The sequence below is a fragment of the Gemmatimonas sp. genome (assembly GCF_036405635.1).
Lineage (GTDB): Bacteria > Gemmatimonadota > Gemmatimonadetes > Gemmatimonadales > Gemmatimonadaceae > Gemmatimonas.
In genome coordinates this window covers 19,013-45,046 of the sequence record NZ_DASWXE010000061.1, presented here as the reverse complement: position 1 = coordinate 45,046, position 26,034 = coordinate 19,013, and the positions used below count along the sequence as shown (strand labels likewise).

Here is a 26,034-nt window from a genome sequence, read left to right as displayed (position 1 = left end):
TCGCAGCATGATCGGACAAGGAACGTCTGCCGCCCCGACGGCCGAACCGTGATGGCATCAGATCTGGTTCGCCCGCAGGTCCTCTATTGCGCCGCTGCGAATGCTGACAACGGCCGTGTCCAGCGGGTCGGTCCGACCTTTCGCGAGGCGGTACGCACCTAGCGTCGCCTCGGGGGAGCGGACGACGCGTTCGTTTCGGCCGGCTTGTCCGACGTTTTCTTTCTCTTGCTTCGCAGCCGGCGCGGGGTGCTCTCCAGCGAGGTCGGAAGCCGTCTGAGGTCGTCGCGATCTTTTTTGCGACCTGTCGCCTGCTTGTTCTTCCGAAGCGCAGCGAGTCCGATAACCGGCAAGCGTTCGCCGGCGATCTCGATCGCCAGCGCGTCCACCTGCGCCTCATCGAAGCTGACGCCCGTGATGTCCGAGAGCAGGTCGATGCGCACGGGAGGCGCTCCGAATTGCGTTACCCCCATCGGAGCGGAGAGCTGATCGCGATTGACCACGCTGCCGGGGGCGCCGAAGGCGGCCATGGCCTGCATCAGACGTTCGACATTCTCCGGCGTTGTCCTGTAGAGGAAGTCGATGTCGGCCGTCGCCCGCACGTGCCCATAGAGCCCGACGGCATAGCCACCCACGAGCAGATACTCGACGGCATGGGCGTTCAGCTCGTGGATGAAGTCGCGAAAGTCGCTCGGGAAGTCTTCATCTCCGACGGCATTGGGGCGCCCTTCACCGGCAGGCGTCATCGGATACGGCGCTTTCTGCCGGCCGGTGTTTCGCTCTGGCGCTGATACGCCGCGCGCAGCCCGACCGCGAGCTGCGAAGCGGCGGCGACGGCCGTCAGGCGCTCCGCCAAATGCGGCGAGGGGGCCGGGGGCGATTGTTCCGACAGTGTTGCATACGAACCGCGCCATGTGCGACGCCGGTGGGCAGCCCGGTCTGCACGAGCGGCGGCCTCGTCGGCGACCGGCGGCATTGCCGGGAATACCGGAGCGCCGACACTCTGCAGGAGGCGCATGGCCGTCTCGAGCGAGACATTGGGGCGCTTCCCGCGCTCGAATTCGCTGACCAACCGCGGGCTCACACCGACCTGTGCCGCCAGAGACACCACAGTCACACCACGCGCTTGCCGGTGCGTCCTCAGCAGGGCGGCCAGCCGATTCACGACCTCGTGGGGGGAAGACATGACCGGAATTTACGGCCACGTGACGCTGCCCACCATCCCTTTATGTATGGCCAATCGGACAGAGAACTTGTTTCGCTTGCGTGCTGGGAAGATCGCGATGACACCGAGACCGCTTCCGTCTGGCACCGAAACAAAAGCCCGCCAACGCGCTAAGTCGTTTACGGGCTTCTTATTGCTCCTCCTGGGATCGAACCAGGAACCTTCTGATCCAGAGTCGATCTGAAAAGGTCGAAGGCGCTCAATACTTGGGATTGCGGTCACACTAATCGATCTGACTCCGAAAATCACACGATAGCCAGACGCAATCCCGCCCCCATATTGTGAGATGCGGTCAACAATTTTCTGCCCGCCCGTGTAACGGACTCCTCGCTCACAGCCGCAAGCGCAGCCATAAAAAGGATCAGTTGATACACAATGTCAAATCATGTTGACATCGGAATGAATGGTGCGTATCTTTTGATACACACATCGTCCGGGTGGAACACCCAATGGCTCAGCCGCTGAATTTCGGACCGTTCTATGAGCGACGACGAACCGCCGAAATGCGCGAGCGCACGCCGACAACTCGCGTCGGCGTGCTTGGACCCGAGACGAAGGACCACAGCTTGGTCACCCAGCATCCCTACCGAGTGGCAACCGGTGAACATCGTCAATCCAGACACGATTGGCGACGGCTTGTCTGGCATTGCCTTCACGGAAACGTCAGCTTGGGCATACGTACACGGGTTGCTTGTGGCGGGGTTCCCCTTGGAGGTTGTGCCTCTCGACAAGCCCCCCGATAAAGTGGGCTACGTGATGAAGGTGCCAGTTGGGGGTAGAGTGCTCTACATCAAGCTGATGCTAACAAACGCCGGCGTGCACGGACGCAGCTTTCACTGGAGCGACCGTTGAGCCGACCGAACCTGCGCGAGCTGTACAGCGACGCTGGATCACTCTCGCTGAGCCGGCGATCTCGTTCCTGAGAGAGATATGAGTCACCCAGAAAGAGACCAGACTGAAAGCGACGCGCTCCTCAAGAAGGCGTCTGAAATTGCGCACCAAGTTGAGGACCTGATCGCTAGCAGTGCTCTGGATATCGTCGGAACGCAGATTGACGCTCTCGCGTGCCCCTTATGTGAGGCACGCGCTTCAAGCCGCTGGCAGTCACATTCGTTTGAGTATCTCGACGGGGCGAAGACCGTGCTCCTCTCGGCGGATGTACCGGTGTACACCTGCGAGGAATGCTCTTACGAGTTCTTGGACTGGAGAGCGGAGGTCGCAAAGCACGAGGCCGTTTGCCGCTATCTCTGCGTTTTGACACCTGCGGAGATTAAGAGCGGCAGGAAGCGCCATTACGAGGCGAATCGTGCCATGTACGCGAAACTTACCGGCATCGGCGAGGCCTCTATCGCACGGTACGAGAGCGGGTCGCAAATACAGACTCGTGCCATCGACAGACTAATGCGGCTCTCGTTCGATCCTCACAACGTGAGGGCTCTCCTCAAGCTCTCAAGACTCGACCCCCAGTCTCGCGTGGAAACACGGCGTAGAGCTGTTACTAGGGCACTTGAGAACCCGGACCAGGTACGCGCTTCAGCGTCATTATTCGCTCTGACGATCACCCGCTCCATCACCGTTCCAGCGGCCTAACACCTCATGGAAAACGAGGAAGTCGTCCGCGCACCGAGCTCCAAGCGGGCCAGCTCGATGTACGTGGTCACGTTCTACTCATTCAAAGGGGGCGTGGGTCGAACCATGGCCCTCGTGAATGTCGCGGCGCATCTGGCGAGCATGGGTTCCAGAGTTCTTATCGTCGATTTCGATCTCGAGGCGCCTGGACTCGACACGATTGGCCTCGGTGCTGATGCAGTCACCGTAAGCCGGACTCGTGGCGTAGTCGACTTTGTAACGGAGTATAGAAAGACTGGTGAAGTCCCAGACGTACGGGATTTTGTCTACGATTGTCCTGTACTCGAGAACAATGGCCAGATTTTTGTTATGCCCGCGGGACGCGATGACGATGGCTACGCGGAACGCTTATCTAGCATCAGTTGGTCGACTCTCTACGAGCAGGAAGACGGCTTCGTTCTCTTCGAGGACTTGAAGGCGCAATGGCGCGACGCATTACGTCCAGATTATGTGCTGATTGACTCACGAACGGGCCACACCGACGTCGGAGGCATTTGTACTCGCCAGCTACCTGATGCTGTGGTTGTTGTTTTTATCCCAAATCAGCAGAACCTTCGGGGACTTGAGCGCGTGGTGCAGGACATTCGCCAAGAGGAGAACGGCCCAAGGGAAAAGAAGACCAACCTGCACTTCGTGATATCGAACGTTCCGGATCTGGATGACGAGGAACGCATTCTTGCTGGTCGAATCAATGCTTTCCGTCGCGACCTTCAGATAAGGGAACGGCCTACAATAGTTCACCGCTACGACAGCCTTTCACTTCTTACGCAGTCAATCTTCACAAAGGATCGTCCGAGAAGTCGCTTGGCGAGAGAGTATCGACAGCTTTCATCCGTCATCCAAAGGGCAAATCCGGCCGACCCGCGAGGAGCTATTGACTTCCTAGAGCGAGTCCTTCGCGACCGCACTACGCACGATGTCGCCTCTATCGAAAGCAGACTCGACAAGATTCGAGAGCGTCATGGAGATAACCCAGAGATTCTGCTCCTGCTTGCCGAAGTACGCCAGCGGCAGGGGCGCGCTGAGGAGGCGTTAACACTCCTGCAGCGTCCGGCCGCTTCGCGCGCATCGGCAGCCGAGCGTATTCTCGCTATTGCAGAGGCTCGCAGGAGCCTCGGTGAGTCGGACGCCGCGGCATCCGATGCACTGCGTATCTTCGATCTTGCAGATGTAGATGCATCCACCGTTTCCCGCGCACTGCAGATTCTTCTGACTGCTGACGAAGCTGACGTTTCCGGGATCTCCACGAGTAATGCGCTGAAAGCTATCGTCGATGTCGATGAGCTTTCGTGGATCGCTAGTCAGCTCAACGGCTCGAAGACTGCTCTTGGTGAAGCCAAAGTTCTGCTGGACAAGGCTCGTCAGGTTGCATCCGAAGAAAGAAGCGGCACTTCCGTGCTGCTTCGAATCGAGTACGAGCTCGGCCTAGTTCACATCGGCCTTGGTAAGTTCGAAGATGCCACCAAGATCTTCTCTCCCAGAGCGATGCTTCCGAGCGCGGAGATTTCGGACATGTTCAACTTGGCGATGTCCCGCTGGGGCCGAGACAAGCGACCTGACCCCGAGGCGTTCATCGCAATAGCTCAGAAGGGGGAAACTGAGACGAGCCTGCACGGAGGCGCAAACTTCCACCAATGCATGTTCATTGCTTGGTGGATCGCTGGTCACAGGCAAGCTGCTTTAGCGAACCTTCACGCGGCACACGAAGCGGCTCTTAACCAAGGAGTAGCAGAGTTCAGTTGCTGGCGCTACATGCGCATTGCACTGCCGAAGTTTCTTGAAGATCTCTCTGAGATGAAGACTGCGGCGAGAAGAGAAGAGGCGTTGTATCCGCCATTCATCTACCAACCATAGCGGTCGAACATATACCTAATCGCAATCGACAGAGACGCTTGATCGAGGGCGTGCCGCCCAGCTTCGATGCTAGCTCGCCCGTTACGACGTTCGCACTGCTGCTCGGCTCGTTCCATTTGGACGTTCGCTTGGTTGGCAAAGCCCGTGGGTAATCCCCCCGTTTCTAGGGGGCGTCAGAAGTGGAGCGAGTTAGGCAGCTTGGGCGCGTTTCGTCGTGAGCCGCATCAGCCAGTCAGCGATGACCGCGTTTCATCGCCGTGCTTCGCGTGATAGCGATAACAGGTCTCGCTCACGCCAAACTTCGCGCACGCGTGGCGGATCGTCGTGCGCTGCGCTTGGACCGCGGTTCGGGCCATCGCACGCCGCTGCGATGGCCTCACCATTTTTTTGCGAGGGCTTCCTTCAGCAGGTCGGTACTGAGCTGGGCCTCGGCGTACATCTTCTTCAAGCGCCGATTCTCCTCCTCCAGCTCCTTCATGCGCGGCACCATGGACACGTCCATGGTGCCGAACTTGGCCCGCCATTTGTAAAACGTCGCCGAGCTGATGCTATGTGTCCGACAGAGCTCCGGGACGGGCGTCGCCAGCTCCGCCTCCTTCAACACCGCGATGATCTGACTGTCAGCAGAGCGCGACTTGTTCATGGAATCCTCTTCGAACAAACGGTACGAGAAATTTCCACTTCTGACGACCCCGCTTTTCAGGGGGAATTACCGTTTAAGCTGATCCCAAAACTGATAGGATTGAGAGCGACGACTCGGCGCACGATGGCGGTGTAAGTCTGTCGAACGCCTAGGTGATGTGCCGACGGGGGTATGGTTCTGGTCACGGCGGTAGCTGGCTACCGATTGGCAACGGTAAAGCCCAGACGGTAGGCCGACCGCTTAGTGCGCTGCTGAAATACCGGAGGCCTGACAGTAGGCCCAAAAATGACCAACTCCTTTCCCCGGCGCACTTCGCGAGCAGAATAGCTCAGCTCACTCTCGAGTACCTTTCGAGACCGATAGAGCTCGCGGATTTCATTGCAGGCGTCATATGTAGTGATCCAAGGCTGCCTGTAGGTGTTCAATGCTGAGGCGATCTCCGCATGATCATCCGGCGAATAGAAGTTGAGGTAGAGGTCCTGCCCCTTCACGTAGTATGGAGGGTCCAAATAGGTGAAGGTTGGAGGTGCTTCATTGATCGACCGCAAGAATTCGAGAGCATCTAGGCGCGTAACCGAGACCTTTCGGCGGAATCGCCCCAACACCCTAATGCGTGCTGCGAGCTCCTTCCTGTTGAAGCGGGCGTCCATCTTGTAGGGACCGGACTGGTCGCGGCCGCCGATGACACCACCGTTCATGATACCAGAGCGATTTGTCCGATTGAGATAGAAGAATGCAAACGCTAGATCGATGCCCATATTGGCTTCGAGATAGGTCGTTCGCTGCCGCACCCATTCCGCCACTGTCAAGTTGGCGTTTTCAACCTTCCGCGCGAGCACTTCTGTCTGGGTGAACACCGAACGCCAAAAAGACACGACGGCGCGATCAATGTCATTGAGATGAAAATGTGAGGCGTATCCTTGAATCAAGAGTGCAAGTCCCGCACCTGCTCCGCCGGCGAACGGCTCTGCGTAAGCCGCTTCGATAAGTCGGTTGCTTCGCATGACCTCTACTAGATAGCCGGACATCTTGCTCTTGCCGCCGGGGTATCTCAGCGGAGTGAACGTGCTTGGCATAGGCTACGCGTGCAGATGAGGAAGAACTAGCCGAAGGACTTCCAGAATATGTAGAGTGTGTTGCAGCTGTGGAACCGCGCTCAGCCGATGCACCGCGTCATTCAACTGCGCTGGAACTTGATGCTCATGAATGTGGCGTTTGATGGTATTGCCATCTTTCTGATCGAGTAGCTTCTCGGCGACCATGTTCTCGATAGTCAACCGCAGTCGCTCCTCAAGCGTCAGGGTCGCGTGGTCTGCATATCGATCGAGTGCGCGACTGATAGAATGAGGAATCTGCACTTTCGCCTGATTTGCCGACTTGCGAAATGCCTTCACTTCTTCTTGGACCACAGGATCCTTGTCACCCGCGAAAGTCAACTGTTTGGTTCTGGCGTACGCTTCAACGCTTAGCTCGAGGTAGACACGCAACAGAACGAGTGCGGCATCTGGCATGTCTTGCTTGGCGGCCTTTACCAGCTGATCGACGATCTTCCCTGGTCGCCCGTCTACCCGTTTGGGTAGGAGCGCTCGTATCCCTGTCGCCTTCGGTGCAGGGCGTTCGGGTCTGGGCTCGTCCGCTAATGGACGAGGAACATCTTGTACTGGCGAGGCAGTAAACGGTTCGGACTCGAGTTCCACAGGGGCATCGCGCTCCACTCTATTGACGTAGCCGGCGATTGCATCGCTGTTGTTCAGCGTGCGGGTATTGATGCGCCCCTCCTTCGCCGTCGGCTTGCGCATGTCCCGCAGAATGGTCTCCACCATTGCAAGTGAGCGAGCGCCCTTTGTGAAACGGACAGTCTCCGTATCAATGACGTCGATACCGATCGTTGTGCGAGCATGTGGATTCTCCACTAGGCGCTCCAGCGTTGAGAACCCGCGCGTGTCCGGCAGGATGTCGCGAAACCTTTCAGCGTCTACAGACATCAGGGCGTCGATCAGTGCCTGCGTCAGATTGAGCTTGCCCTGTTGCATCTGTCGGCGCGCTTGGGCGTTGCGATTCCAGCCAATTATGCCAACGCCTCCCTGTTCACCCATGTGCCGCCGATCAATCCAAGCATCGTCACCCGCCGCAACGACTACGGTGAAGTACTTCGGGAGGCTATCCACGCGCGCGTCTGCCGCCAACTTCTTCCATCGACGACGTTCGTCCGATTCTGCGCCCGCCAAGTTTGGGTTGCGGAGCAGCATCAGCGCCACAAGTCGGCGGTTCCCTTCCTTCACGACATACTTCCCATTCACAAATCGTACCATCATCAAATCCGAAGGACTGAGACCTCCCTGTTCCAACACATCCTTGGCCAATCGATAGATGGAGTCGCCCTCCAACTTCAGCATGGCATCGATCGTTTCTCGAGTAGTCTCTTGCTCAGTGATGCGAGGATTAGCCGTGTCTGGCAACATGGAGCTCAGCGGCAGCTTCAGATACCGATTGCCTTTCGCATCCGTGAAGAGCGGTTTGCGCGGAATTAGCGCCATTGCGGTGTCTGAAAATTGGGTTGTGAAGTACGCGGCGCTAACACGCGCGCCGACGCTGCAACATGACGGCCCTACGGACTTAAGCCGACGGTTGTAAGCCTTGCCGATCAAGAATCAGCTTTGCAGGCACCTCCATCAGGAAGTTCCCTCTTGGCAAGTGCAAGTGCATTTCAGACAGTGCGTTTCGAGACCATGAGAGCGTCGCTGAACAGTAGAAGCAGACTCAAGAGATAATGCACCCTCCCCGTCCCGAATCGATAGATCCGGCCACCGCAGCGCTGTGGGGAGCATTCGGCGAAGACCCCGTCATGCAATTCGCATATCTGCGTGAGCCATCCGGTTTCGCGGTGCGGTGGTCCCTCGGCCAGGAGCTACAGGGTCTGCCCGGACGGCGGCCTGGGAGTGATTGTCCCGCGGCGCACCTGTGGCGAATGGAACCCGACGGAAATGCCGGCTGATCGGTTCTTCCGTCATCACGCACCGGACGCGAGCCTCGATCTGCAGGGTGTTGAGGAAGACACGGGCTACATCGGTCGAATCGAAGCACCCAGCGGCGCAGCGCTGAGCGGCTGGTACGCCGCCAGCGAGCTCGAGCACCTGCACCGGAGGCTACACGAGGTGGCTGCGGACCTGCTCGGGCCCATTGGAGATTGGCCTGTCCAGTTTGACGACCAATAGCTGCTCCCGAGCCTTCATCCCATTCCGAAAGTTCCTGCGGCGTTCCTTTGCACAAAACTGAGACGAAACACAGAAGCCCGCCAACGCGCTAAGTCGTTGACGGGCTTCTTATTGCCCCTCCTGGGATCGAACCAGGAACCTTCTGATCCAGAGTCAGACGCTCTGCCAGTTGAGCTAAGGGGCAGCTGGCTTCCCGCACCACAGAGGTGGGGGAGCCCACAAATATAGAGCGTGCCCGACCGGATGGTAGTGGGGCAGCGAATCCACCTCGAACCGAGCGCCGGACCTACCTGATCACCTCAGTCCAGATGGCCGGAAGCTCAAGCGACAGCGGCGCAGCGAGCCCCTCCCGCTCCCAACATACACGCTCCACGCAGATCTCCGGACACTCCGCGTCTGGCGTCCACCGCTCCACGAGCTGCGAGTCGATATCCACCAGCCAGCACTCGATGCCAGCCCGCTGGTAGCGCTGTCGCTTGAGCAAACGATCGTTCCGCGCGGTGTTTGGTGACAACACCTCGACGACCAGAAGCGGCATCGGAGCCAGTGCGTCGCCTCTCAGCACCTCCTGCCCCACCGGTGGCAGTACCAGCACGTCCGGCTGCACCAGCGTACGCGGATCGAGGATCACATCGAATGGTGCAAACAACACCAGCCCCACGTCGTGTGTCTGCACCAGATCGAACAGCGCACGGTACACCGCGGCGACTGCCGCTTGGTGTGGAAGGCGAGGCGCTGGTGTCACCAGCAACTCCCCGTCCACCGTCTCATAACGGTTTCGCGGATCCTCGGGCAGCGCCTGTACCTCTTCGACGCTCCAGCGGCGTTCCTGAATCGCAGGCATACCCATATTGTGCTCGGCTCTCGGCGAATTTCGCAACTCGGCAACATCATGCGCCAACATGCGAAAGGGGTGACGGATCACCGTCACCCCCAGTACGCCGCCATCATCGAAATGGCGCTCAGCCCTTCTTCACTTCCTTCGCCCAGCTGTCCCTGAGCCCCACGATCCGGTTGAACACCCGCTTCTCCGCGGTGCTCCCCTCCGGCTCGGCGTAGAAATAGCCCACCCGCTCGAACTGGTACCGCGATCCCACGGGGTCGCTCAGCACGCTGGGCTCCACCTTGGCGTCCGCGATCACCACCAGCGAGTCCGGGTTGAGCGTGGACAGGAAGTCCTGCCCCTCCGGCACGTCGTCCGGGTCGGCCTGCGAGAACAACCGATCGTACAACCGCACTTCGGCCGACACGGCGTGCGCCGCACTGACCCAGTGAATGGTGCCCTGCACCTTGCGGCCATCGGGCGCCAAGCCGGAGCGCGTGGCCGGATCGTACGTGCAGTGCAGTTCGACCACCTCGCCGGCGTCGTTCTTCACCACATCGGTGCAGGTGATGAGATAGCCGAAGCGCAGACGCACTTCGCGGCCCGGCGCCAGCCGATAGAACTTCTTCGGCGGGTCTTCCATGAAGTCGTCACGATCCACATACAGCTCGCGCGAGAACGGCACCGTGCGCGAGCCCGTCTTGGGCACGTCGTGCGGGTAGTCCTGCGCCTCGAGCTCTTCCACCTGCCCTTCCGGGTAGTTGGTGAGCACGACCTTGAGTGGATTGAGCACACCCATGCGGCGCGGCACTTCCATGTTCAGGTCGTTGCGCACCGCATGCTCGTACGTGGCGTACTCCACGCGCGCATCCTTGCGGGCCACACCGATTGTTTCGGCAAACGCCCGAATGGCCTCCGGGCGCACACCACGACGACGCAGACCCGCAATGGTAGGCATGCGCGGATCATCCCATCCACTCACGTGCCCTTCGTTCACCAGGCGCAGCAGCTTGCGCTTGCTCAGCACCGTGTAGTCGAGCTCCAGACGCGCAAACTCGATCTGCGTGGGCGGATTCACGAAGCCCGCCTCGTGCACCAGCCAGTCGTAGATCTCGCGCGCGTCCTTGAACTCGAGCGTGCACAACGAGCGCGTGATGCCCTCGATGGCGTCGCTCAACCCGTGCGCAAAATCGTACAGCGGGTAGATGCACCAGTCGTTGCCACGACGGTAATGATGTGCGTGACGGATGCGCAGCAGCAGCGGATCGCGCATGACCATGTTGTGATGGCCCATGTCGATCTTCGCGCGCAGCACCCGCGAACCATCGGGGAACTCACCAGCCTTCATGCGACGCAACAGGTCGAGGTTCTCCTCCACCGAACGCTCGCGCCACGGACTCGGCGTGCCCGCCGATGTCACCGTGCCACGATTGGTGCGGATCTGCTCCTCGTTCTGGTCGTCGACGTACGCCTTCCCCTTCTGCACCAGCTGTTCGGCGATCTCGTACAGCTGCTCGAAATAGTCCGACGCGTAGTACAACCCGTTCCACTGAAAACCGAGCCACTGCACGTCGCGCTGAATCGACTCCACGTAGCGCACGTCTTCCGTGGCCGGATTGGTGTCGTCGAAGCGCAGATTGCAGGTCCCCCCAAACTCCTGCGCGATGCCGAAGTTCAGGCAGATCGACTTCGCATGCCCCATGTGCAGGAAGCCGTTCGGCTCGGGGGGGAAACGCGTGGCCGGCCCCCGGCCGAAACGGCCGGTTACCAGGTCATCCGCCACCATTTCGCGAATGAAGTCGCGGCGCGGAGACGGGGTTGTATCGGAGAGCACGGAATCGGACACTGATGTACGGGTAAAGAGGACCTTCAATCTAACCAGGCGGGGTATATATCGGCGTGACCCTACGCCGACTGCTGCCCCTGGCTGTATGTGCTGTTACTCCTCTGGTGAGCGGCTGCCGGGCGGCCGCTCTCGGCGGCGGCTCTGATGCTACGACCGCCCGCTCACACCTCGACGGCGTGGCCTCCGCGTTTGAAGCGCGGTTCACCAACGTCACCCGCACGCCGAAATTCGCCAACGCGCGCATGCGCCTGGGGCGGTACGCGTTCTCGCCCTCCAAGCTGGTGAGCGACACCGCCCTGTGGACGGGGATGCAGTCGACCACCCGCGGTGCCGAACGCGAGCTCGATATCCATGCACAGCTCTCGGGCAACGCCTACCGGTTCGATGCCCGGCCCAACGCCCCCGTGCCCACCCGGCCCGGCGAGCAACGACACACCATTCGCCTCACCCAGCAGGCCGAGAGCGACTGGTTGTGGCACACGGCCGTGCAACACCATGTGGGGACCATGCCGCCGCAAAGCCTCAATGGCATCATGCGCGGCTTGTTGCTGTCTGCGGAACGCCCGGCCACGACGCTGCGCAACGACTATCGCACCACATTGCCCCGCACGACGGCGGCATTCGGACGGGTGGTGTCGCTCGACTCCATTGCCACCACCGCACAGGCTGACGGGTCGACACTGGTCAACCTGAAGTTTCGCGTTGATGCCGATCGCATCAAGGAGACGTTCCCGGCCTACGCGAAGTTCCTGCGCAAGTATGTGGAGTCGTCCAAGTGGCGCTATCGCCTCACGGATCGTACCGGCGCGGAATGGTTCGACGTGCAGTCGGCGAACAAGGTGGTGACCATGCGTTTTCGTTCACATGACGGACGCCTGCAGCCCATCGCGGGCGCCGCGCGTGCCATGCCCGATACGCTGCAGATCACGGCCGACGCGCTCGCCAAATTCGGCCTGTTCACGGTGGGCGCCACCAACTTACGTGGCGATTTCATTCACATCGACACACCGCAGGAACGGGCGTGGCTGCTGCGCTTCACCCATGAACCCGAGTGGCACCTGCCACTCATCGGCGAGCGACTGATGCGCACCCCACTCAAGCACCTGTTTGCGGGCGAGGGCGTGAAGTTCAAACTGGGATTTCGCGCCACGCCCGGGGGCACGCTCAGCGAACGTGCGCTCGACCTGCCGGTACGCGAGAGCGCCATCATGCGCTTTCTGGGCAACCTCGGATTCACCGCGATGAGCGATTTCGCTGGCGCGGTCGAGGAGGAAGAGAACCGCTTCCTGGCCGATACGTTCAAGGCGATGCGGGCGGATCTGGCCGCGCTGCCGCAGGTGCCCTGAGTGCCGGGAAAAAGTGAGCCCCCGCACCGCTTTTCAGCAGCCGGGGGCTCTCAGATGTGCCGCGCTCGCCGTCATTGGAACTCTCCGTCCTACCGATCGGCGGCGGGCTCAGCGTCTTCGTACACTGGACGATGCACCGGGTTCCCGCGTCACGCCAGCGCCGGATCCGTCACGATCCGGTTGTGATTTCGTACACGGGATCCCACGAAGAGTTCCCGAAAGTGGAGCTGAGGGGGCTCGAACCCCTGACCTCTGCAATGCGAATGCAGCGCTCTCCCAGCTGAGCTACAGCCCCAAGTTGTGTTGACCCGATAAAAATAGCCCCGCTCCGTAGCGCGGGGCCGTTCGGGTAACGAACGGGAAGCTAGCGGCCATCTCCTTGCTGTCAAGGCACATGGACGCGCCTGGCGCTTCGCGCACCAACTCCACGATGCCCCTCCCTCCTGCTTCGCGGGAGAATCCGCCAAGATTCCAACGTGCCCCGCCCACACGCCCTCACCGACGACTACGTCCGCGACCAGCTCGTCCCGCGCACCGTCGACCTCAATGGCAAGACGTACCGCCCGGACGGCGAATACGTGCTGTACTGGATGCAGTCGACGCACCGTCTCGACGACAACTGGGGGCTGCGGGCCGCGGTGCGCACGGCAGACCGCCTCAATCTGCCCGTGGTGGTGCATCAGGGACTCGACCCCACCTATCCGCACGCCTCGGCGCGGCACCACACGTTCATCCTGCAAGGCGCTCGCGACACGGCGCGGCAGGCCGAAGCCCTGGGCATTCACTACCAGTTTGTGCTGCGCCCACGTCGCGCCGACGATGCCCGCGTGGTGGACCGACTGGCCGCGCGCGCCTACGTGGTGTTCACCGATCTCTTTCCGACGGCCGGCATTCGTGAGCGGCTCGTGCGATTCGCCGAGCGTGCGTCGTGTCGCGTGCTCGCGGTGGACAGCGTGTGCACCGTGCCCAGTGGCCTGTTCGAGAAAGCGGAGTACGCGGCGCGCACGATCCGGCCCAAGCTGGGGCGACTGCTCGCACATGCCATCGAGCCGGTGAAGGATGTGACGCCGCGCAGATCGGTTTCTGCGGCGTTGGCCAAGTCGCTGCGCGCGGTAGTGCGGGAAGGCGGTGGACTCGAGCCACTGACCATCGCGACGATGGATGACGAAGCCATCGCACGCGCGGTGGCGGCGTGTGAAATCGATCAGCATGTGCGTGCCGTGCCGCTGGCTGGTGGCAGCCGCGCCGCCGATGCGCGATGGACACAGTTTCTGCACGACGGATTGCGTCAGTACGACGAGCGTCGCAATGAGGCGAGTGACGATGATGGAACATCGCGCCTCTCACCCTATCTGCACTTTGGGCAGATCTCATCGGCGCGCGTGGTGCGGGAAGCACAGGCGGGTGGCGTTGGTGCGGCCAATCTCGACGCCTTCGTGCAGCAGATCACGACATGGCGAGAGTTGTCGTACAACTGGTGTGTGCGCACGCCGAACTTCGACCAGATCGCGGCGCTTCCTGCGTGGGTGCAGCGCACGATGCAGGAACACGAGCACGACCCGCGTCCCGTTCTGTATTCGCTGGAACAGCTCGAGCGCGCGCAGACAGGCGATCGCCTCTGGAATGCCGCGCAGACGGAGCTCGTGCAGCAGGGCATCATCCACAACTATCCGCGCATGTTGTGGGGCAAGACGGTGCTCCTCTGGACGCACACCTACGAAGAAGCGCGGAACTGGCTGTTTCACCTCAACGACAAGTACGCGCTCGACGGGCGGGATGCCAACAGTGTGGGGGGCATCATGTGGTGCCTGGGATTGTGGGATCGTCCGTGGGGCAACAAGCCCATATGGGGCGGCCTGCGTCCGATGGCCACCGCGCGCGCCAAGACCAAGTTCGATGTGGAGGGATACATTGCGCGCGTGGGCGGTGATGCCGATTCACCACCGCGCCTGCTCTGACGTTCGTCTCACACCCGGTGACTCATGGCTGCCTTCAATCCGGCTTTCGATCCAACCATCGTTCCCAGCGTCGACGCCGTTCGTGAGGCGGCCCTGAACGTGCGCAGCTTCATGCCAGCCAGCCGGCTCGAGCGCAGCGACGTCCTGACCAACGAGTTGGGTGTGGAGGTCTGGCTCAAGCTCGAGCTCGAGAACCCGACAGGTTCGTTCAAGGTGCGCGGCGCCTTCAATGTGCTGGCCGGACTCTCCGCCGAAGAACGACGTGCGGGTGTGGTGGCCTCGAGCGCGGGGAATCACGGATTGGGCGTGGCGTATGCGGCCAAGGCGTTCGAAACGCCAGCCATGCTGTACGTGCCCCGCACGGCACCACAGGTGAAGAAGGACGGCATTCGTACGCTGGGTGCCATCGTGAACGACGAAGCGCTCGACTACGACGCGGCGATGGTGCTGGCGAAGGCGCACGCCGAGCGACATGGCATCCGGTTCATCAACCCGTGCCTGGGACTGGACTTGCTGGCTGGGCAGGGGACGGTGGCGCTGGAGTTGCTGGAGCAATTGCCCTCAGTGGGCACAGTGCTCATCTGCACCGGTGGTGGTGGCCTGCTGGGCGGCATGGGCGCTGTGCTGCGCATGCTGGCCCCACAGGTACGCATTGTTGGCGTACAGAGCGAGGAGACCGCAGCCATGACCAAGTCCGTGCACGCAGGTCATGTGGTGGACTCCCCGGTGACACCCACACTTGCCGACGGACTGGCCGGACAGATCGACGCCGACGCGCTGCACATTGGACAACAGTGTGCCGACGAGATGCTGCTGGTGACCGAGGCCGAGCTTGGGGAAACCATCGCGTGGCTACACCGCACCCTCGACCTCAAGGTGGAGGGCGCAGGCGCAGTGACCGTGGCGGCGCTGCGGCATGGCCGTGTGCCGTCGCTCAGCGGTCCAGTGGTGGCGGTGGTGAGCGGCCGCAACATCGATGAGTCACGATTGCACACGCTGTTGTCGACGTACTGACGCGTCGCGGCACTGACGCGTCGCGCAGACCGACAGACAAACGACAACCGGCGGAGCACCACCCAGGTGCTCCGCCGGTTTGAGTTTGTGTGTCGATGGGTCAGCGCAGCGAACTTTCGTCGCTTCGCATCGGCATCGTACGCGGACGCTCCATGGGCATCGAGCGCCCATGTTCCGCAGCGTCACGGGACAACATCATCGGCACCTCACGTTCTCCCATGCGAGACACCCGGGCCTGGCGAGCCGCGGCACTGCGCGACTCCCCTCCCTCTCGTCCGATGGCAGCCATGTGGGCCCGATCGCGACTGACGGTCACACCGCCCTTGCGACCCGCTTCCCGCGCTTCGTCAGAAGACCATTCATGTGCAGTGCCCTTTTCATGTGCAGCGCGCCCGCCCTTGCTGGCAATCTCACGCTGACGATTCGGGTCCATCGACGCGAAACCACGTCGGCTCTTTCCGGTCATACGCCCCCCGGCCGTCCGGAAGTTCTTGATTGAGTGCGACAGGCAGTCGGTGAGCGAACCCCTCGACGGATCCGTTACAGCGAGTGCATACCGCGGCGAACCTGGCATACCCTACTGCAAGCGCCGGGCCGCTCATGTGTCTGGTTGGCAAGAAGTCACAAACCCTCTCTCTCTGTAATGAGAGGTTGTCCGTCACGGTGGCGGCATGGCGAGGCCTGACACCGGGATTTCGGCGATCCGGTCTATATTCGGAGCCATGCCGCTTCTCGTACGATTCCTCGGTACCGCTGCCTCCCGCCCCACTGTCGAGCGTGGCGTGAGCGCCATTTCCCTCACCCGGGAGGGGGAAACTCTTCTGTTCGATTGCGGGGAGGGTACCCAGCGCCAGATGATGCGGTACGGGGTCTCCTTTGCGGTGTCCGACGTCTTCTTCACGCATGTGCACTCGGACCACCTGTTGGGGATCACCGGGCTCCTCCGCACCATGGCGTTGCAGGGCCGCACAGAGCCCTTACGGCTGTGGACGCCTCGCAGCACGGGCAAAACGTTGCGTCAGTGCATCAACATTGGTGGCGAACGTACAACATTTCCCGTCGAGATCTGTGAGCTTGAGGCAGGCTCGAGCATAAGGCGTGGAGAGGACTACCGTATCGATACCTTCGCGGTCGACCATCGAGGCACCGCGTCGCTGGGCTACGCGGTGGTCGAAGAGGAGCGGCGCGGGCGATTCAACCCAGACCTCGCCCGTGAGTTGGGCATCCCCGAAGGTCCGATGTGGGGGCGCATCCATCGCGGCGAAGCCATCACGCTCGACGATGGCCGCGTCATCGAATCGTCTGTGCTGGTGGGCGAACGCCGCCGCGGCCGCCGTATTGTCATCACGGGCGACACCCGGCCCTGCGAAGGCACGATCGCCGCGGCGCAGGATGCGGACCTGCTGATCCACGAGTCCACCTTCGCTGACGATGAAGCACCGCGTGCTTTGGAGACCGGCCATTCCACGGCGCGGGAAGCGGCCGAGGTGGCGCTCAAATCTGGCGCCCGCCGCCTGGTGCTCACGCACATCTCGGCGCGGTATTCACGCGACACACGCGAACTGGAACAGCAGGCACGCGCCGTGTTCGCCAATACCATGATTGCCCGCGACGGCACCGAGATCGAGCTCGCACTGACCGAAGAGCTGGCCGAGACGCATACAGAAGCAGCGCAGGCGACGGAAACACAGTCGACGGAAGCGCGGTCATAGGGCTGCGCGTGCGTGGCGTGTTGCGGTGACAGATCCACTTCACCGGCACCACACGCGGAGTCCGTCATGACACCACCAGCATCTCTTCCATCGCGAGCGCCGGCACGGCGTCTGCCCTTACATGCGACCTCACACACGCCGCGCCGCTCCACCATGTGGACATTGGCAGCAGGCCTGATGCTGGGCGCATGTGGCACCGACGGCGGTGAACTCACGTCTCCCACTGACGACAACGGCTCTACCACCGGCACGGGCAACAGCACTACGTTCACCGTATCCAGTCCGAGCTGCAGTGAAGACGCAAAGCTGACCAACGCCTACACCGTGGCATCGGCGATGGCGAAGAACACGGTCGATCACGAAGTCACGAGCGACTACAGCATCGATGGTGTCACGGCGACAACGATCGCACTGAATGGCACGACCGCGACCGTCACCGGCAGCGGCGCCACCGTCAGCGGCAGCACGGTCACGATCGGCTCAGCGGGCACGTATCGTCTCAGCGGTACAATGACAGATGGTCAGGTATTCGTGAGTACTGCCGACACGGGTCTCGTGCGCCTCGTGCTCGATGGCGCGTCGATCTCACGCAGCACGGATGCGCCGCTCTATGTATCCAAGGCCAAGCGCGCGGCGATCGTGCTGGTGAGCGGCACGACCAATGTGCTGCAGGACGGCACGTCGTATCCGACAGGCGCCGAGCAGAATGCGCCGCTCTACAGCAAAGTGAATCTGTCCATCGGCGGCGAAGGCACGCTCAACGTGACGGGCAAGATTGCGCACGGCATCCACTCCAAGGATGGCCTCGTCATTCGGTCAGGGCGCATCACGGTGACGGCCGCCGACGACGGCATTCGTGGCAAGGACTATCTCGTGGTGCGCGGTGGCACAATCGGCGTGACCGCTGGCAGTGACGCGCTCAAGTCCAATGAAGATGGTGATGCCGCGCTGGGCTACGTGCTCATCGCCGGTGGCACATTCACCTTGGCTGCGGGCAATGACGCGGTGCAGGCCGAGACCGATCTATTGATGACGGGCGGCACGATCACCGCGGTCACCCGTGGCGGAAGCTCCACCGTCATTCCCGATACGCTGTCGGCGAAAGGACTCAAGGCCGGTGTGATGTTCGTGGCGGATGGTGGCACGGCCACGCTGAACACGGCCGACGATGGTCTGCACTCGAATGCCAACCTGGTGGTGAACGGCGGTACCTTCACGATCAGCACGGGTGATGACGGTGTGCATGCCGATTCCGCGGTGACCATCAACGGCGGCAGCATCGACGTGACCAAGAGCTATGAAGGCATCGAAGCCGGCAAGGCCGATATGACCTTCAACGGCGGACGGGTGCGTGTCGTGGCCAGCGACGACGGCATCAATCTGTCCGGCGACGGTGATGGCGCGCGTGGCACGGGCAACTACACCATCCGCATCAACGGCGGGCGTATCACCAGTCTGTCGGGTGGCGATGGCATCGACTCCAACTCCGCCATTGCGATGACGGGGGGCTGCCTGCTGGTGGCGGGTCCGCCGAGCGGGCCCAATCCGGCCATCGACTACGACCGCACCTTCGTGATGACGGGTGGCTTCCTCGTGGGTACAGGCACCACCAGTATGGCACAGGCACCGGGCACCGCGTCCACGCAGCCGTCCATCCAGTTCACGTTCGGCACCGCGCGCGCGGCGGGAGGCATCATGCACATCCAGACCAGTGCGGGTGCTGCGGTGTTCGATCTCGCGCCGGTGAAAGGCTATCAGTCGCTGGTGGTGTCCTCACCTCTGCTCACCGTGGGCGGCAGCTACAAACTGTATGCCGGCGGCACGGAATCCGGCACGGCGACCGATGGTCTCTACACCAGCGGTCAGTACACGCTGGGCACGCTGGTGCAGACCTTCACACTCTCGGCAATCACCAACCGTATCACCGTCCCCTGAACACCAACGCGAGCGGGGACACCGCGTTCAGGTGTCCCCGTCCGCCTTGGCTTCGGCCTGCCGTTCTTCGAGCCGACGACGGCGGCGGGCCTGCGCCGCATCATACCGACGCGACTGGTCGTCGTCTTCCGGCTTGACCAGCGCGACCGGCACAGGGCGGCCATTTCGGTCGATGGCCACGAGGGTGAGGTAGCAGGTATTGGTGTGGCGGCGCGCACCGGAAATGAGATCTTCCGCCTCCACCCGCACGCCCACTTCCATGGACGTATTGCCCACGAAGTTCACGGACGCCTTGCAGGTGACCAGATCGCCCACATGAATGGGCTCGCGGAAATCGACGCGATCGATCGACGCCGTCACACACGCGGTGCGTGAATGCCGGAACGCTGCCACGGCCGCGGCCTTGTCCACCATGGCCATGATGGCCCCACCAAAGGCATGCCCGAGAATGTTCGCATCATGCGGCATGATGAGTTCACTCGTTTCATGCTGCGATGCGGACACGGGCCGTATGGCGCGTTCGACTACGGGACGCTCGCTCACGGCGCCATCCTTGGGGAGTTCAGACGATTGGAAGTGAGCCGCCAGCGCATGGCGGCTTCCGGCGCGCGACGCGGTGACGCGCCGCGATAGCGCGCCCGCTGCACCATGCCATCGAGCGCGGTGGACACATCGAATGCCCGCGCCAGCGCCGCACGCGAGGCACTGTCCAGCGGCGGTGTTTCGAGCGCGATGAGCTGATATGCTGGTGCACCTACCGTGGCCACCGGCCATTCGTGCTGACCGCCCATCCCACTGCGCGATGACAGCACCAGCGCGAGCGCATCGCCCTCAGGTGATGGACGCGCGGCAATGCGGTAGCTCGACCGGTCCCACCGCACGATGGAGGAATCCGCACTCCACTCGGGCAGCGTCGACTTGACCGACTTCCACCATACCGGCACGTCCACCGCAATGGGCGGCAGGTGCAGGGCCAGCGCCTCCCCATCGAGCCCATGGCCGGGCACCATGAAGGTCACGGCCGGTTCGCGCGACAAATCGGTGATACCGAACGAGGTCGAATCGAAGGTGAACGTCTCGAGCGTTTCCATGGCGATGGCGGCACGATCATCGCCCCCATTGCCTGCTGTGCGAATCGAGTCGATCAACTGCGTGAGCGACGCACGGGCACGCGTGGCCACATTGGTCGCTTCTTTCGCCCCCAACAGATCGCCCAACCCCATGATGCGTCCCGAGCGCACGTCCACCACATACCGTCGGCCGCTGTGGATGTGTTCGGGTCCACCATCGATATCGACATTGAGCAGGTGCTCGAACGTGAGATACGGCCCGTGCACGTCGAGGATTTCGATGTCGTCCTGCACCACGGTTTGCGGATCATCGATCACGTCTTCATCCGACGGATCGATCTCGGCCTGCTGCGGATGCCGGCGACGCCACGCCACGAGTTCGCGCAGCACCGTGCTGTCTGCGAACAGCAGCGTGCTGTCTTTGGCCTGGAGCGATCGCGCCCACAGCCGCGCGGTCGCAAACGAGGCCTCGGGATACTCGGCGCCGTCGTCCCCGATGAAGATCTCGAAGAGCCGGCCATCCACCTGTGTGAGCAGGATGGGGGCGCTGCGCACGCGCATGCCCTCTCCACCACTGCGCACCCAGTAGGTGGAGTCACCGGCCGCGAACAGGAACTCCGCCCTAGGCAATGCCTGGCGCAGTTCGCCGGGCGCATCACACGCCGCTGCGAGCGCCGTGGTGCCAAGCAGCGTCGCGGCAGCCAGCACCCGCCAACCCTTTCGGACCATGCGCATTCAGGCCGCTCCCCGTACCACGGTCTTCACGCCATCGATGAGTCGTTCGATCTCTTCGGCGGTGGTGTAACACGCACATCCCACGCGCACGAACCCCTCTTCGGCATGTCCGAGGCGCTGCGCCACCGTGGTGGCGTAAAAGTCGCCGTGTGAGACATACGTGCCCTGCGCAACGAGCGCCCGTGCCACGTCTTCACTGGCGTGCCCGTTCACGCGGAACGACAGTGTGGCCGTGCGTGGTGTTCCCGGCGGGGGACCATACAGCGTCACACCATCCACACGCTGTAGTCCCTCCCACAGTTGCACGAACAACGCGTCACCGCGCACCTGCAGCTCCGACATCGCCTGCGCGAGCCGCGCCCTCCGACTGAAGGCCAACGTGTCACCCGGCACCAGTCCGGCCAGAAACTCCACGGCCGCCGCAGCCCCCGCGATGCCCTCGTGATTCTGCGTGCCGGTCTCGAGACATTCAGGCACCCAATCCGGTGCGGGCTCAAGACGCGGCAGATCAAGCGCCGCCGTGGCGTCGGCCCGGCCGTACACCACGCCCACATGCGGACCGTAGAACTTGTACGCGCTGCACAACAGGAAATCGGCGCCGATGGCCTGCACATCGACCAGATGATGCGGCGCGTAGTGCACGGCATCCACCACAGTGATGGCACCCGCCGCGCGGGCCTTCGCGACAATCGAGGTCACATCGCTGATGGTGCCGAGAATGTTCGACGCCGCACCAACCGCCACCACCCTGGTACGGGGGGACAGCAGGCGCTCGAGTGCGCCCTCTTCGTGACGGAAAGTCTTCACATCGAGCGGCAACCAGCGCAGGACGGCGCCACGCTCGCGCGCGACTGCCTGCCACGGCGCGATGTTGGCGTGGTGATCGAGCTCCGTCACGATGATCTCGTCACCTTCCCGCAGCCCGCGGCCAATGGCACGCGCGATGTGAAAGAGCAACGTGGTCATGTTCGCACCGAACGCGATCTGGTCGGCGGTGGTACCCAGAAAGTCGGCGAGCACCGTGCGCGAACGCAGCAGCATCTCGTCCGTCTCCACGCTGGTGGGATAGGCCCAGTGTGTGTTCGCGTTGTGGTACAGCAGGTAGTCGCTCATGGCATTGACCACGCGTTGCGGCACCTGCGTGCCACCGGGCCCATCGAAGTAGGCCACCGCGTGATTGCCTTCGCGACGCTGCAGTGCCGGGAACTGCGCGCGAATTTCGCGCAGACTGGCGATCACTGGCGGCACCGACACCAGCCCGTCCGTTGCACCGATGCTGCTCATGCCTGTCCTGTTCCGGCTTCCGGTTTCCCGCCGATGACCACACCGGCGAGTCGCTCGACCACCTGCACGGCTTCGACGTGATCGGCTTCCTCGCCGAGTTCGCGATGCGCCTGACGGAACAGCTCCGACGTGAGCTGCAACAGCGGCGCGACGATCTTCTGCTCGCGCGCAATCTCCGCTGCAATGCCCACATCCTTGTCGAGCAGCGCCAGGCGAAACGTACGCGGAAAAGCCCGGGTGAGCACGCGCTCCGGGAACAGGTTCATGCTGGCGTTGGAGCGGCCGCTCGAGGTGTTGATCACGTCGAGCGCGACATCGCTGCGCACACCGGCTTTCTCGAGGGCCGACAACCCTTCCGCTGTGCCCCAGATGTGCATGGCCAACAAGGCGTTGTTGACGGCCTTGAGAGCGTCACCGGCACCGATGGCACCACAGTGCACGATGCGCTTGCCGAAACACTCGATGACCGGCCGCACCCACTCGAGCAGCGCCTCATCGCCGCCCACCATCACGGTGAGCGCGCCCTGCACCGCCCCGCTCACGCCGCCCGACACTGGGGCATCGAGAAATCCGATGCCTCGTTCGGCCAGACGAGCGGCCATGCGACGGGAAGTCGCCGGATCGCCCGAGGTGCAGTCCACCAGCACCGATCCCGCCGGCATCGTCGCCAGCAATCCATCGGGTCCGTCGAGCAGGCTTTCGACATCGGACGAGATGGGCAGACAGGTCACGACCACGTCACGATCACGGGCAGCGTCAGCCGGCGTCGCGGCCACCCGCACGCCCTGCTCTGCCCCAAAGTCCGTGGCGCGGGCCGCCGTGCGATTCCAGATCACGAGATCGTGCTCCGGGCGCGCGAGGTGCCGGGCCATGGGCGTTCCGATGGCTCCCAATCCGAGAAAGGCGACGCGAGGCATGCAGCAGGGCGTAGGCTGTGTATTGAGGCGACAGGGTGCCGGCAGTTGAGCGGCGTCTCCCCCTCGTGGAGATTGAAAGATGCCACGCTACCGCGCCTACGTGGAGATCGACGGGCTCATCGCCGTACATGCCGTGCGGGCGGTCTGGACCGCCCTGACGGCCGTACCGGGAATTCTCAGCGCCGAGGTGTCCATGACCGGGGCGGTTCTGGAGCTGGAGGCCCCCGTTGACCGGGACGCTCTGGCCGCCGCATTGGCCATGGCCGGCGTGACCCTGCGTGACGTGCGCCAGGAAAGAGGAACGTTGCCGTTACTACCGGGCGACACCTAGGCCTCCGGGCCAACAGGCCCATGGAGCGGGTTCGCTTTGCGCCCCGCATGGGCCGTACTAACTTGCGCGCCAGACCGCCGCCCCTTCGCCGATGACGCCACGCGCCAACGAAGACCGGCCGCTTGCGGCGCTGATTGTGCCGGACCTGCTCGAACTTCTCGAAGAGCATCCGGAAAGCATCGGCCCGCAAACGGAAGAAATGCATCCGGCCGACCTCGCCGACGTGGCCGAGGCGATGCCGGAGGAGCAGGTGCGCGCGTTCCTCGCGGCGCTCCCGCGGGAGCGCGCGGCCGAGGTCATGGAGTACCTCAACGAGGATCTGCGCACGCAGGTGCTCGAAGAGTTGCCGGTGCAGGAAGCGGCCGAAATCGTCGCTGAGATGACGCCCGACGAGCGCGCAGACGCGCTCGATGAGCTCGACGAAGAAACGGCTGACGAGATCCTGCAGGAACTCGAACCGGCGGACAAGGCCGAAACCGAGCGGCTGCTCCAGTACGATCCGTACACCGCCGGCGGCCTGATGACCACCGAGTTCGTCTCGGTGGAAGAGACGCTGACAGTGGAGGAGTCGCTGCGCGCCGTGCGCGCGATGGCCCGGGCCGGCCGCCGCGAAGCGATGTACACGATTTACACCACTGACGTGAACGGCCGCCTGCGTGGCGTGCTGTCGTTGCGCGAGTTGCTGGCCGCGCCGGAAGGGTCGCGCATCAGCGAACACGCGTGGAGCGACGTGGTGAGTGTGGCACCGGACACACTGCAGGAAGAAGTGTCGCAGGTGACGTCCAACTACGACCTCGTGGCGCTGCCCGTGGTCGATCAGGACCATCGCCTGCTGGGCGTGGTCACCGTCGACGACGTCATCGACGTCATCCAGGACGAGCAGACCGAGGACGCGCAGAAGTTCGGCGGCATGGAAGCGCTCGAAGAGCCCTACATGCAGATCAGTCTCTGGCAGAACGTGCGCAAGCGCGCCGGCTGGTTGTCCGTACTCGCGATCAGCGAGATGTTCACCGCCTCGGCGATGGCGCACTACCAGACCGACATCGACCGTGCGACGATGCTCGCCCAGTTCGTGCCACTGATCATCAGCTCGGGCGGCAACTCGGGATCACAGGCCACCTCACTGATCATCCGTGCCATGGCGCTCGGCGAAGTGCGGCTCAAGGACTGGTGGCGTATCGTGCTGCGCGAACTGCCCGCAGGCCTGATGCTGGGCATCATTCTTGGCCTGCTCGCTGTGGGGCGTATTCTCACGTGGCAGAAGCTCAGTCTGTACGACTACGGCACGCACCACCTGCTGATCGCGCTCACCGTGGGTGTGTCGCTGGTGGGTATCGTCGCATTCGGCTCACTCACGGGCTCTATGCTGCCGTTCATTCTGCGTCGTCTTGGGTTCGACCCGGCGAGTGCTTCGGCGCCGTTCGTGGCGACGCTGGTGGACGTCGCCGGCATCAGCATCTATTTCAGCGTCGCCTACATGGTGCTGAGCGGCACGCTGTTGTGAGTTCAGCGGCCCACCGCGCGCCAGCTGCAAACGGGCACGAGAGCCATGAACGTGCCGAGCGTCTCAAGGGCACGCTGGCGGTGGTGATCAGCGCCTGCTGCTTCGGTTCCATTTCGCCGCTGACGGTGATCGCCACCGAGCGTGGCATGGCGCTCGAAAGTGTGCAGACCTGGCGGTACATCACCACCGCATTGCTGTTGGTGATCTGGGGGTTGGTACGACCCACCGACGCAAGCGCCGCTGACGCACCGACCACGAAGCCTGCTCACCCATGGTACGCACCGCGCATCCTGGCGCAGGCCGGGATTGGTCAGGCGTCGGTGGCCACGCTGGCGTTGCTGGCCCTGCGATGGCTGCCCGCCGCCACGGCGTCTTTCCTGTTCTACACGTATCCCGCGTGGGTGGCGATCTTCGCCGCCGTGCGGGGCACGGACCATCTTGATCGCACGCGGGTGGTGGCGTTGGTGCTGTCATTGTTGGGATTGGGCGCGATGGTGGGTGCCCCGAGTGCCGAGTCGCTGGCACCCATGGGCGTGCTGGTGATCCTCGCCGCAGCCATCGTGTACGCCCTGTACATCCCGCTCTTGGCGCGCCTGCAAACGGGACGCGACCCGCTGGATGTGGCGCGCGCCATCGCCGTGGGCGGATCGGTGTGTTTCCTGACGTGGTCACTGTCCAGCGGCGCGCTGCTTTCCATACCGGCACCGGTGGCGCTTCTGGCAAGTATCACACAGGGCGTGCTATCTGCCGGCGCGTTTCTGGGGTTCCTGGTGGGGCTGCGGATGCTCGGCTCGGTGCGCACGGCTATCACGTCCACGGTGGAGCCCTTCTGGACCACCTTGCTGGGCATCGCGCTGCTTGGTCAGGGCGTGGGCATCGGCACGGTGGTGGGCGGTGTGGCCATCATGGGCGCCGTGCTTCTGCTGCAGCGGCCTCCGATGGTGCGGAGCGTGCCAGAGTAGGGTCATTGATCGTCCAATGAGACTGCCCTGCCGC

At 62.7% G+C, this 26,034-nt stretch carries 23 protein-coding genes, 2 tRNA genes and 1 pseudogene; 12 read left to right on the top strand and 14 right to left on the bottom strand.

Annotated elements, in window-relative coordinates; genetic code table 11:
- Window positions 1–158: 158 nt before the first annotated feature.
- Together VGE27_RS04340 and VGE27_RS04335 are read right to left on the bottom strand one after the other, a co-directional pair.
- Window positions 159–743, bottom strand: a complete 585-nt coding sequence (locus VGE27_RS04340) for a nucleotidyltransferase (RefSeq protein ID WP_331048405.1) — start codon at window positions 741–743, stop codon at window positions 159–161.
- Window positions 740–1,183, bottom strand: coding sequence for a helix-turn-helix transcriptional regulator (locus VGE27_RS04335; protein WP_331048404.1), 444 nt, complete (start codon window positions 1,181–1,183; stop codon window positions 740–742). The genes VGE27_RS04340 and VGE27_RS04335 overlap by 4 nt, the downstream gene beginning before the upstream one ends.
- Window positions 1,184–1,822: 639 nt before the next feature.
- On the opposite strand from VGE27_RS04335, the gene VGE27_RS04330 reads away from it, so the two are divergent.
- The 3 genes from VGE27_RS04330 to VGE27_RS04320 all read left to right on the top strand — a co-directional run bounded on the left by VGE27_RS04330 (window position 1,823) and on the right by VGE27_RS04320 (window position 4,705).
- A complete protein-coding gene (locus VGE27_RS04330) occupies window positions 1,823–2,074 on the top strand; it encodes a hypothetical protein (RefSeq protein WP_331048403.1) in 252 nt (83 codons plus the stop codon).
- 78 nt (window positions 2,075–2,152) lie between these two features.
- The gene (locus VGE27_RS04325) at window positions 2,153–2,812 is read left to right on the top strand and encodes a hypothetical protein (protein WP_331048402.1); all 660 of its coding nucleotides are present in this window, start codon (window positions 2,153–2,155) and stop codon (window positions 2,810–2,812) included.
- Window positions 2,813–2,818: 6 nt separating this feature from the next.
- Window positions 2,819–4,705 (top strand): ParA family protein, encoded by a 1,887-nt coding sequence (locus VGE27_RS04320; protein WP_331048401.1) that lies wholly within the window; start codon window positions 2,819–2,821, stop codon window positions 4,703–4,705.
- A gap of 210 nt (window positions 4,706–4,915) precedes the next feature.
- On the opposite strand, the pseudogene VGE27_RS04315 reads toward VGE27_RS04320, so the two are convergent.
- The 3 genes and pseudogenes from VGE27_RS04315 to VGE27_RS04305 form a co-directional block, all read right to left on the bottom strand.
- Window positions 4,916–5,348, bottom strand: a pseudogene (locus tag VGE27_RS04315) (transposase); the annotation flags it as partial.
- Between the two features lie 197 nt (window positions 5,349–5,545).
- On the bottom strand, window positions 5,546–6,424 hold the full coding sequence (locus VGE27_RS04310; protein WP_331048400.1) for a DNA adenine methylase: 879 nt from the start codon (window positions 6,422–6,424) through the stop codon (window positions 5,546–5,548).
- Window positions 6,425–6,427: 3 nt separating this feature from the next.
- Entirely contained in the window at window positions 6,428–7,885 is a 1,458-nt protein-coding gene (locus tag VGE27_RS04305; protein ID WP_331048399.1) for a hypothetical protein, read from the bottom strand.
- 447 nt (window positions 7,886–8,332) lie between these two features.
- Here VGE27_RS04305 and VGE27_RS04300 point away from each other — a divergent pair, with 447 nt between their 5' ends.
- Complete coding sequence (locus tag VGE27_RS04300; protein ID WP_331048398.1) at window positions 8,333–8,563, top strand: hypothetical protein; 231 nt, start codon at window positions 8,333–8,335, stop codon at window positions 8,561–8,563.
- A gap of 111 nt (window positions 8,564–8,674) precedes the next feature.
- Here the strand turns inward: VGE27_RS04300 and VGE27_RS04295 are convergent.
- The 3 genes from VGE27_RS04295 to VGE27_RS04285 all read right to left on the bottom strand — a co-directional run bounded on the left by VGE27_RS04295 (window position 8,675) and on the right by VGE27_RS04285 (window position 11,232).
- Window positions 8,675–8,747 (bottom strand) — tRNA-Gln (locus VGE27_RS04295).
- 102 nt (window positions 8,748–8,849) lie between these two features.
- Window positions 8,850–9,413, bottom strand: coding sequence for a Uma2 family endonuclease (locus VGE27_RS04290; protein WP_331048397.1), 564 nt, complete (start codon window positions 9,411–9,413; stop codon window positions 8,850–8,852).
- Between the two features lie 112 nt (window positions 9,414–9,525).
- Window positions 9,526–11,232: a glutamine--tRNA ligase/YqeY domain fusion protein gene (locus tag VGE27_RS04285; RefSeq protein ID WP_331048396.1), complete on the bottom strand. Its 1,707-nt coding sequence runs from the start codon at window positions 11,230–11,232 to the stop codon at window positions 9,526–9,528.
- Window positions 11,233–11,408: 176 nt separating this feature from the next.
- Here VGE27_RS04285 and VGE27_RS04280 point away from each other — a divergent pair, with 176 nt between their 5' ends.
- Complete coding sequence (locus VGE27_RS04280; protein WP_331048395.1) at window positions 11,409–12,578, top strand: hypothetical protein; 1,170 nt, start codon at window positions 11,409–11,411, stop codon at window positions 12,576–12,578.
- 222 nt (window positions 12,579–12,800) lie between these two features.
- Here the strand turns inward: VGE27_RS04280 and VGE27_RS04275 are convergent.
- Window positions 12,801–12,873 (bottom strand) — tRNA-Ala (locus tag VGE27_RS04275).
- Window positions 12,874–13,054: 181 nt separating this feature from the next.
- Between VGE27_RS04275 and VGE27_RS04270 the strand changes: the two genes are divergently transcribed.
- The gene (locus VGE27_RS04270) at window positions 13,055–14,536 is read left to right on the top strand and encodes a deoxyribodipyrimidine photo-lyase (protein ID WP_331048394.1); all 1,482 of its coding nucleotides are present in this window, start codon (window positions 13,055–13,057) and stop codon (window positions 14,534–14,536) included.
- Window positions 14,537–14,560: 24 nt separating this feature from the next.
- Complete coding sequence (locus tag VGE27_RS04265) at window positions 14,561–15,550, top strand: threonine ammonia-lyase (RefSeq protein ID WP_331048393.1); 990 nt, start codon at window positions 14,561–14,563, stop codon at window positions 15,548–15,550.
- Between the two features lie 100 nt (window positions 15,551–15,650).
- Here VGE27_RS04265 and VGE27_RS04260 read toward each other — a convergent pair whose 3' ends face one another.
- Window positions 15,651–16,016, bottom strand: a complete 366-nt coding sequence (locus VGE27_RS04260) for a KGG domain-containing protein (RefSeq protein ID WP_331048392.1) — start codon at window positions 16,014–16,016, stop codon at window positions 15,651–15,653.
- Between the two features lie 256 nt (window positions 16,017–16,272).
- Here VGE27_RS04260 and rnz point away from each other — a divergent pair, with 256 nt between their 5' ends.
- On the top strand, window positions 16,273–17,262 hold the full coding sequence (gene rnz / locus VGE27_RS04255; RefSeq protein ID WP_331048391.1) for a ribonuclease Z: 990 nt from the start codon (window positions 16,273–16,275) through the stop codon (window positions 17,260–17,262).
- A gap of 153 nt (window positions 17,263–17,415) precedes the next feature.
- Entirely contained in the window at window positions 17,416–19,197 is a 1,782-nt protein-coding gene (locus VGE27_RS04250) for a carbohydrate-binding domain-containing protein (RefSeq protein WP_331048390.1), read from the top strand.
- Between the two features lie 27 nt (window positions 19,198–19,224).
- Here the strand turns inward: VGE27_RS04250 and VGE27_RS04245 are convergent, their stop codons facing one another.
- The 4 genes from VGE27_RS04245 to VGE27_RS04230 are packed head-to-tail and all read right to left on the bottom strand — an operon-like array spanning window position 19,225 to window position 23,203.
- Window positions 19,225–19,740, bottom strand: a complete 516-nt coding sequence (locus tag VGE27_RS04245) for an acyl-CoA thioesterase (RefSeq protein ID WP_331048389.1) — start codon at window positions 19,738–19,740, stop codon at window positions 19,225–19,227.
- Window positions 19,737–21,002 (bottom strand): hypothetical protein, encoded by a 1,266-nt coding sequence (locus tag VGE27_RS04240; protein WP_331048388.1) that lies wholly within the window; start codon window positions 21,000–21,002, stop codon window positions 19,737–19,739. Before VGE27_RS04240 ends, VGE27_RS04245 begins: the two co-directional genes overlap by 4 nt.
- On the bottom strand, window positions 21,003–22,286 hold the full coding sequence (locus tag VGE27_RS04235) for a cysteine desulfurase-like protein (protein ID WP_331048387.1): 1,284 nt from the start codon (window positions 22,284–22,286) through the stop codon (window positions 21,003–21,005).
- Complete coding sequence (locus tag VGE27_RS04230; RefSeq protein WP_331048386.1) at window positions 22,283–23,203, bottom strand: NAD(P)-dependent oxidoreductase; 921 nt, start codon at window positions 23,201–23,203, stop codon at window positions 22,283–22,285. Before VGE27_RS04230 ends, VGE27_RS04235 begins: the two co-directional genes overlap by 4 nt.
- A 79-nt stretch (window positions 23,204–23,282) precedes the next feature.
- Between VGE27_RS04230 and VGE27_RS04225 the strand changes: the two genes are divergently transcribed.
- From VGE27_RS04225 to VGE27_RS04215, 3 genes are all read left to right on the top strand, one after another.
- On the top strand, window positions 23,283–23,534 hold the full coding sequence (locus VGE27_RS04225) for a hypothetical protein (RefSeq protein ID WP_331048385.1): 252 nt from the start codon (window positions 23,283–23,285) through the stop codon (window positions 23,532–23,534).
- 91 nt (window positions 23,535–23,625) lie between these two features.
- Window positions 23,626–25,038: a magnesium transporter gene (mgtE, locus tag VGE27_RS04220; protein ID WP_331048384.1), complete on the top strand. Its 1,413-nt coding sequence runs from the start codon at window positions 23,626–23,628 to the stop codon at window positions 25,036–25,038.
- A complete protein-coding gene (locus tag VGE27_RS04215; protein ID WP_331048383.1) occupies window positions 25,035–26,000 on the top strand; it encodes a DMT family transporter in 966 nt (321 codons plus the stop codon). Before mgtE ends, VGE27_RS04215 begins: the two co-directional genes overlap by 4 nt.
- Window positions 26,001–26,034 lie beyond the last annotated feature (34 nt).

Excerpts from the sequence above, each read along its gene's own strand:
- VGE27_RS04340 (WP_331048405.1), bottom strand. The coding sequence starts at position 743 with ATGACGCCTGCCGGTGAAGGGCGCCCCAATGCCGTCGGAGATGAAGAC.
- VGE27_RS04265 (WP_331048393.1), top strand. The coding sequence starts at position 14,561 with ATGGCTGCCTTCAATCCGGCTTTCGATCCAACCATCGTTCCCAGCGTC.
- VGE27_RS04300 (WP_331048398.1), top strand. The coding sequence starts at position 8,333 with ATGCCGGCTGATCGGTTCTTCCGTCATCACGCACCGGACGCGAGCCTC.
- rnz (WP_331048391.1), top strand. The coding sequence starts at position 16,273 with ATGCCGCTTCTCGTACGATTCCTCGGTACCGCTGCCTCCCGCCCCACT.
- VGE27_RS04235 (WP_331048387.1), bottom strand. The coding sequence starts at position 22,286 with ATGAGCAGCATCGGTGCAACGGACGGGCTGGTGTCGGTGCCGCCAGTG.
- VGE27_RS04335 (WP_331048404.1), bottom strand. The coding sequence starts at position 1,183 with ATGTCTTCCCCCCACGAGGTCGTGAATCGGCTGGCCGCCCTGCTGAGG.
- VGE27_RS04225 (WP_331048385.1), top strand. The coding sequence starts at position 23,283 with ATGCCACGCTACCGCGCCTACGTGGAGATCGACGGGCTCATCGCCGTA.
- VGE27_RS04305 (WP_331048399.1), bottom strand. The coding sequence starts at position 7,885 with ATGGCGCTAATTCCGCGCAAACCGCTCTTCACGGATGCGAAAGGCAAT.
- VGE27_RS04290 (WP_331048397.1), bottom strand. The coding sequence starts at position 9,413 with ATGGGTATGCCTGCGATTCAGGAACGCCGCTGGAGCGTCGAAGAGGTA.
- VGE27_RS04260 (WP_331048392.1), bottom strand. The coding sequence starts at position 16,016 with ATGACCGGAAAGAGCCGACGTGGTTTCGCGTCGATGGACCCGAATCGT.
- VGE27_RS04310 (WP_331048400.1), bottom strand. The coding sequence starts at position 6,424 with ATGCCAAGCACGTTCACTCCGCTGAGATACCCCGGCGGCAAGAGCAAG.
- VGE27_RS04230 (WP_331048386.1), bottom strand. The coding sequence starts at position 23,203 with ATGCCTCGCGTCGCCTTTCTCGGATTGGGAGCCATCGGAACGCCCATG.
- VGE27_RS04240 (WP_331048388.1), bottom strand. The coding sequence starts at position 21,002 with ATGCGCATGGTCCGAAAGGGTTGGCGGGTGCTGGCTGCCGCGACGCTG.
- VGE27_RS04250 (WP_331048390.1), top strand. The coding sequence starts at position 17,416 with ATGTGGACATTGGCAGCAGGCCTGATGCTGGGCGCATGTGGCACCGAC.
- VGE27_RS04325 (WP_331048402.1), top strand. The coding sequence starts at position 2,153 with ATGAGTCACCCAGAAAGAGACCAGACTGAAAGCGACGCGCTCCTCAAG.
- mgtE (WP_331048384.1), top strand. The coding sequence starts at position 23,626 with ATGACGCCACGCGCCAACGAAGACCGGCCGCTTGCGGCGCTGATTGTG.
- VGE27_RS04320 (WP_331048401.1), top strand. The coding sequence starts at position 2,819 with ATGGAAAACGAGGAAGTCGTCCGCGCACCGAGCTCCAAGCGGGCCAGC.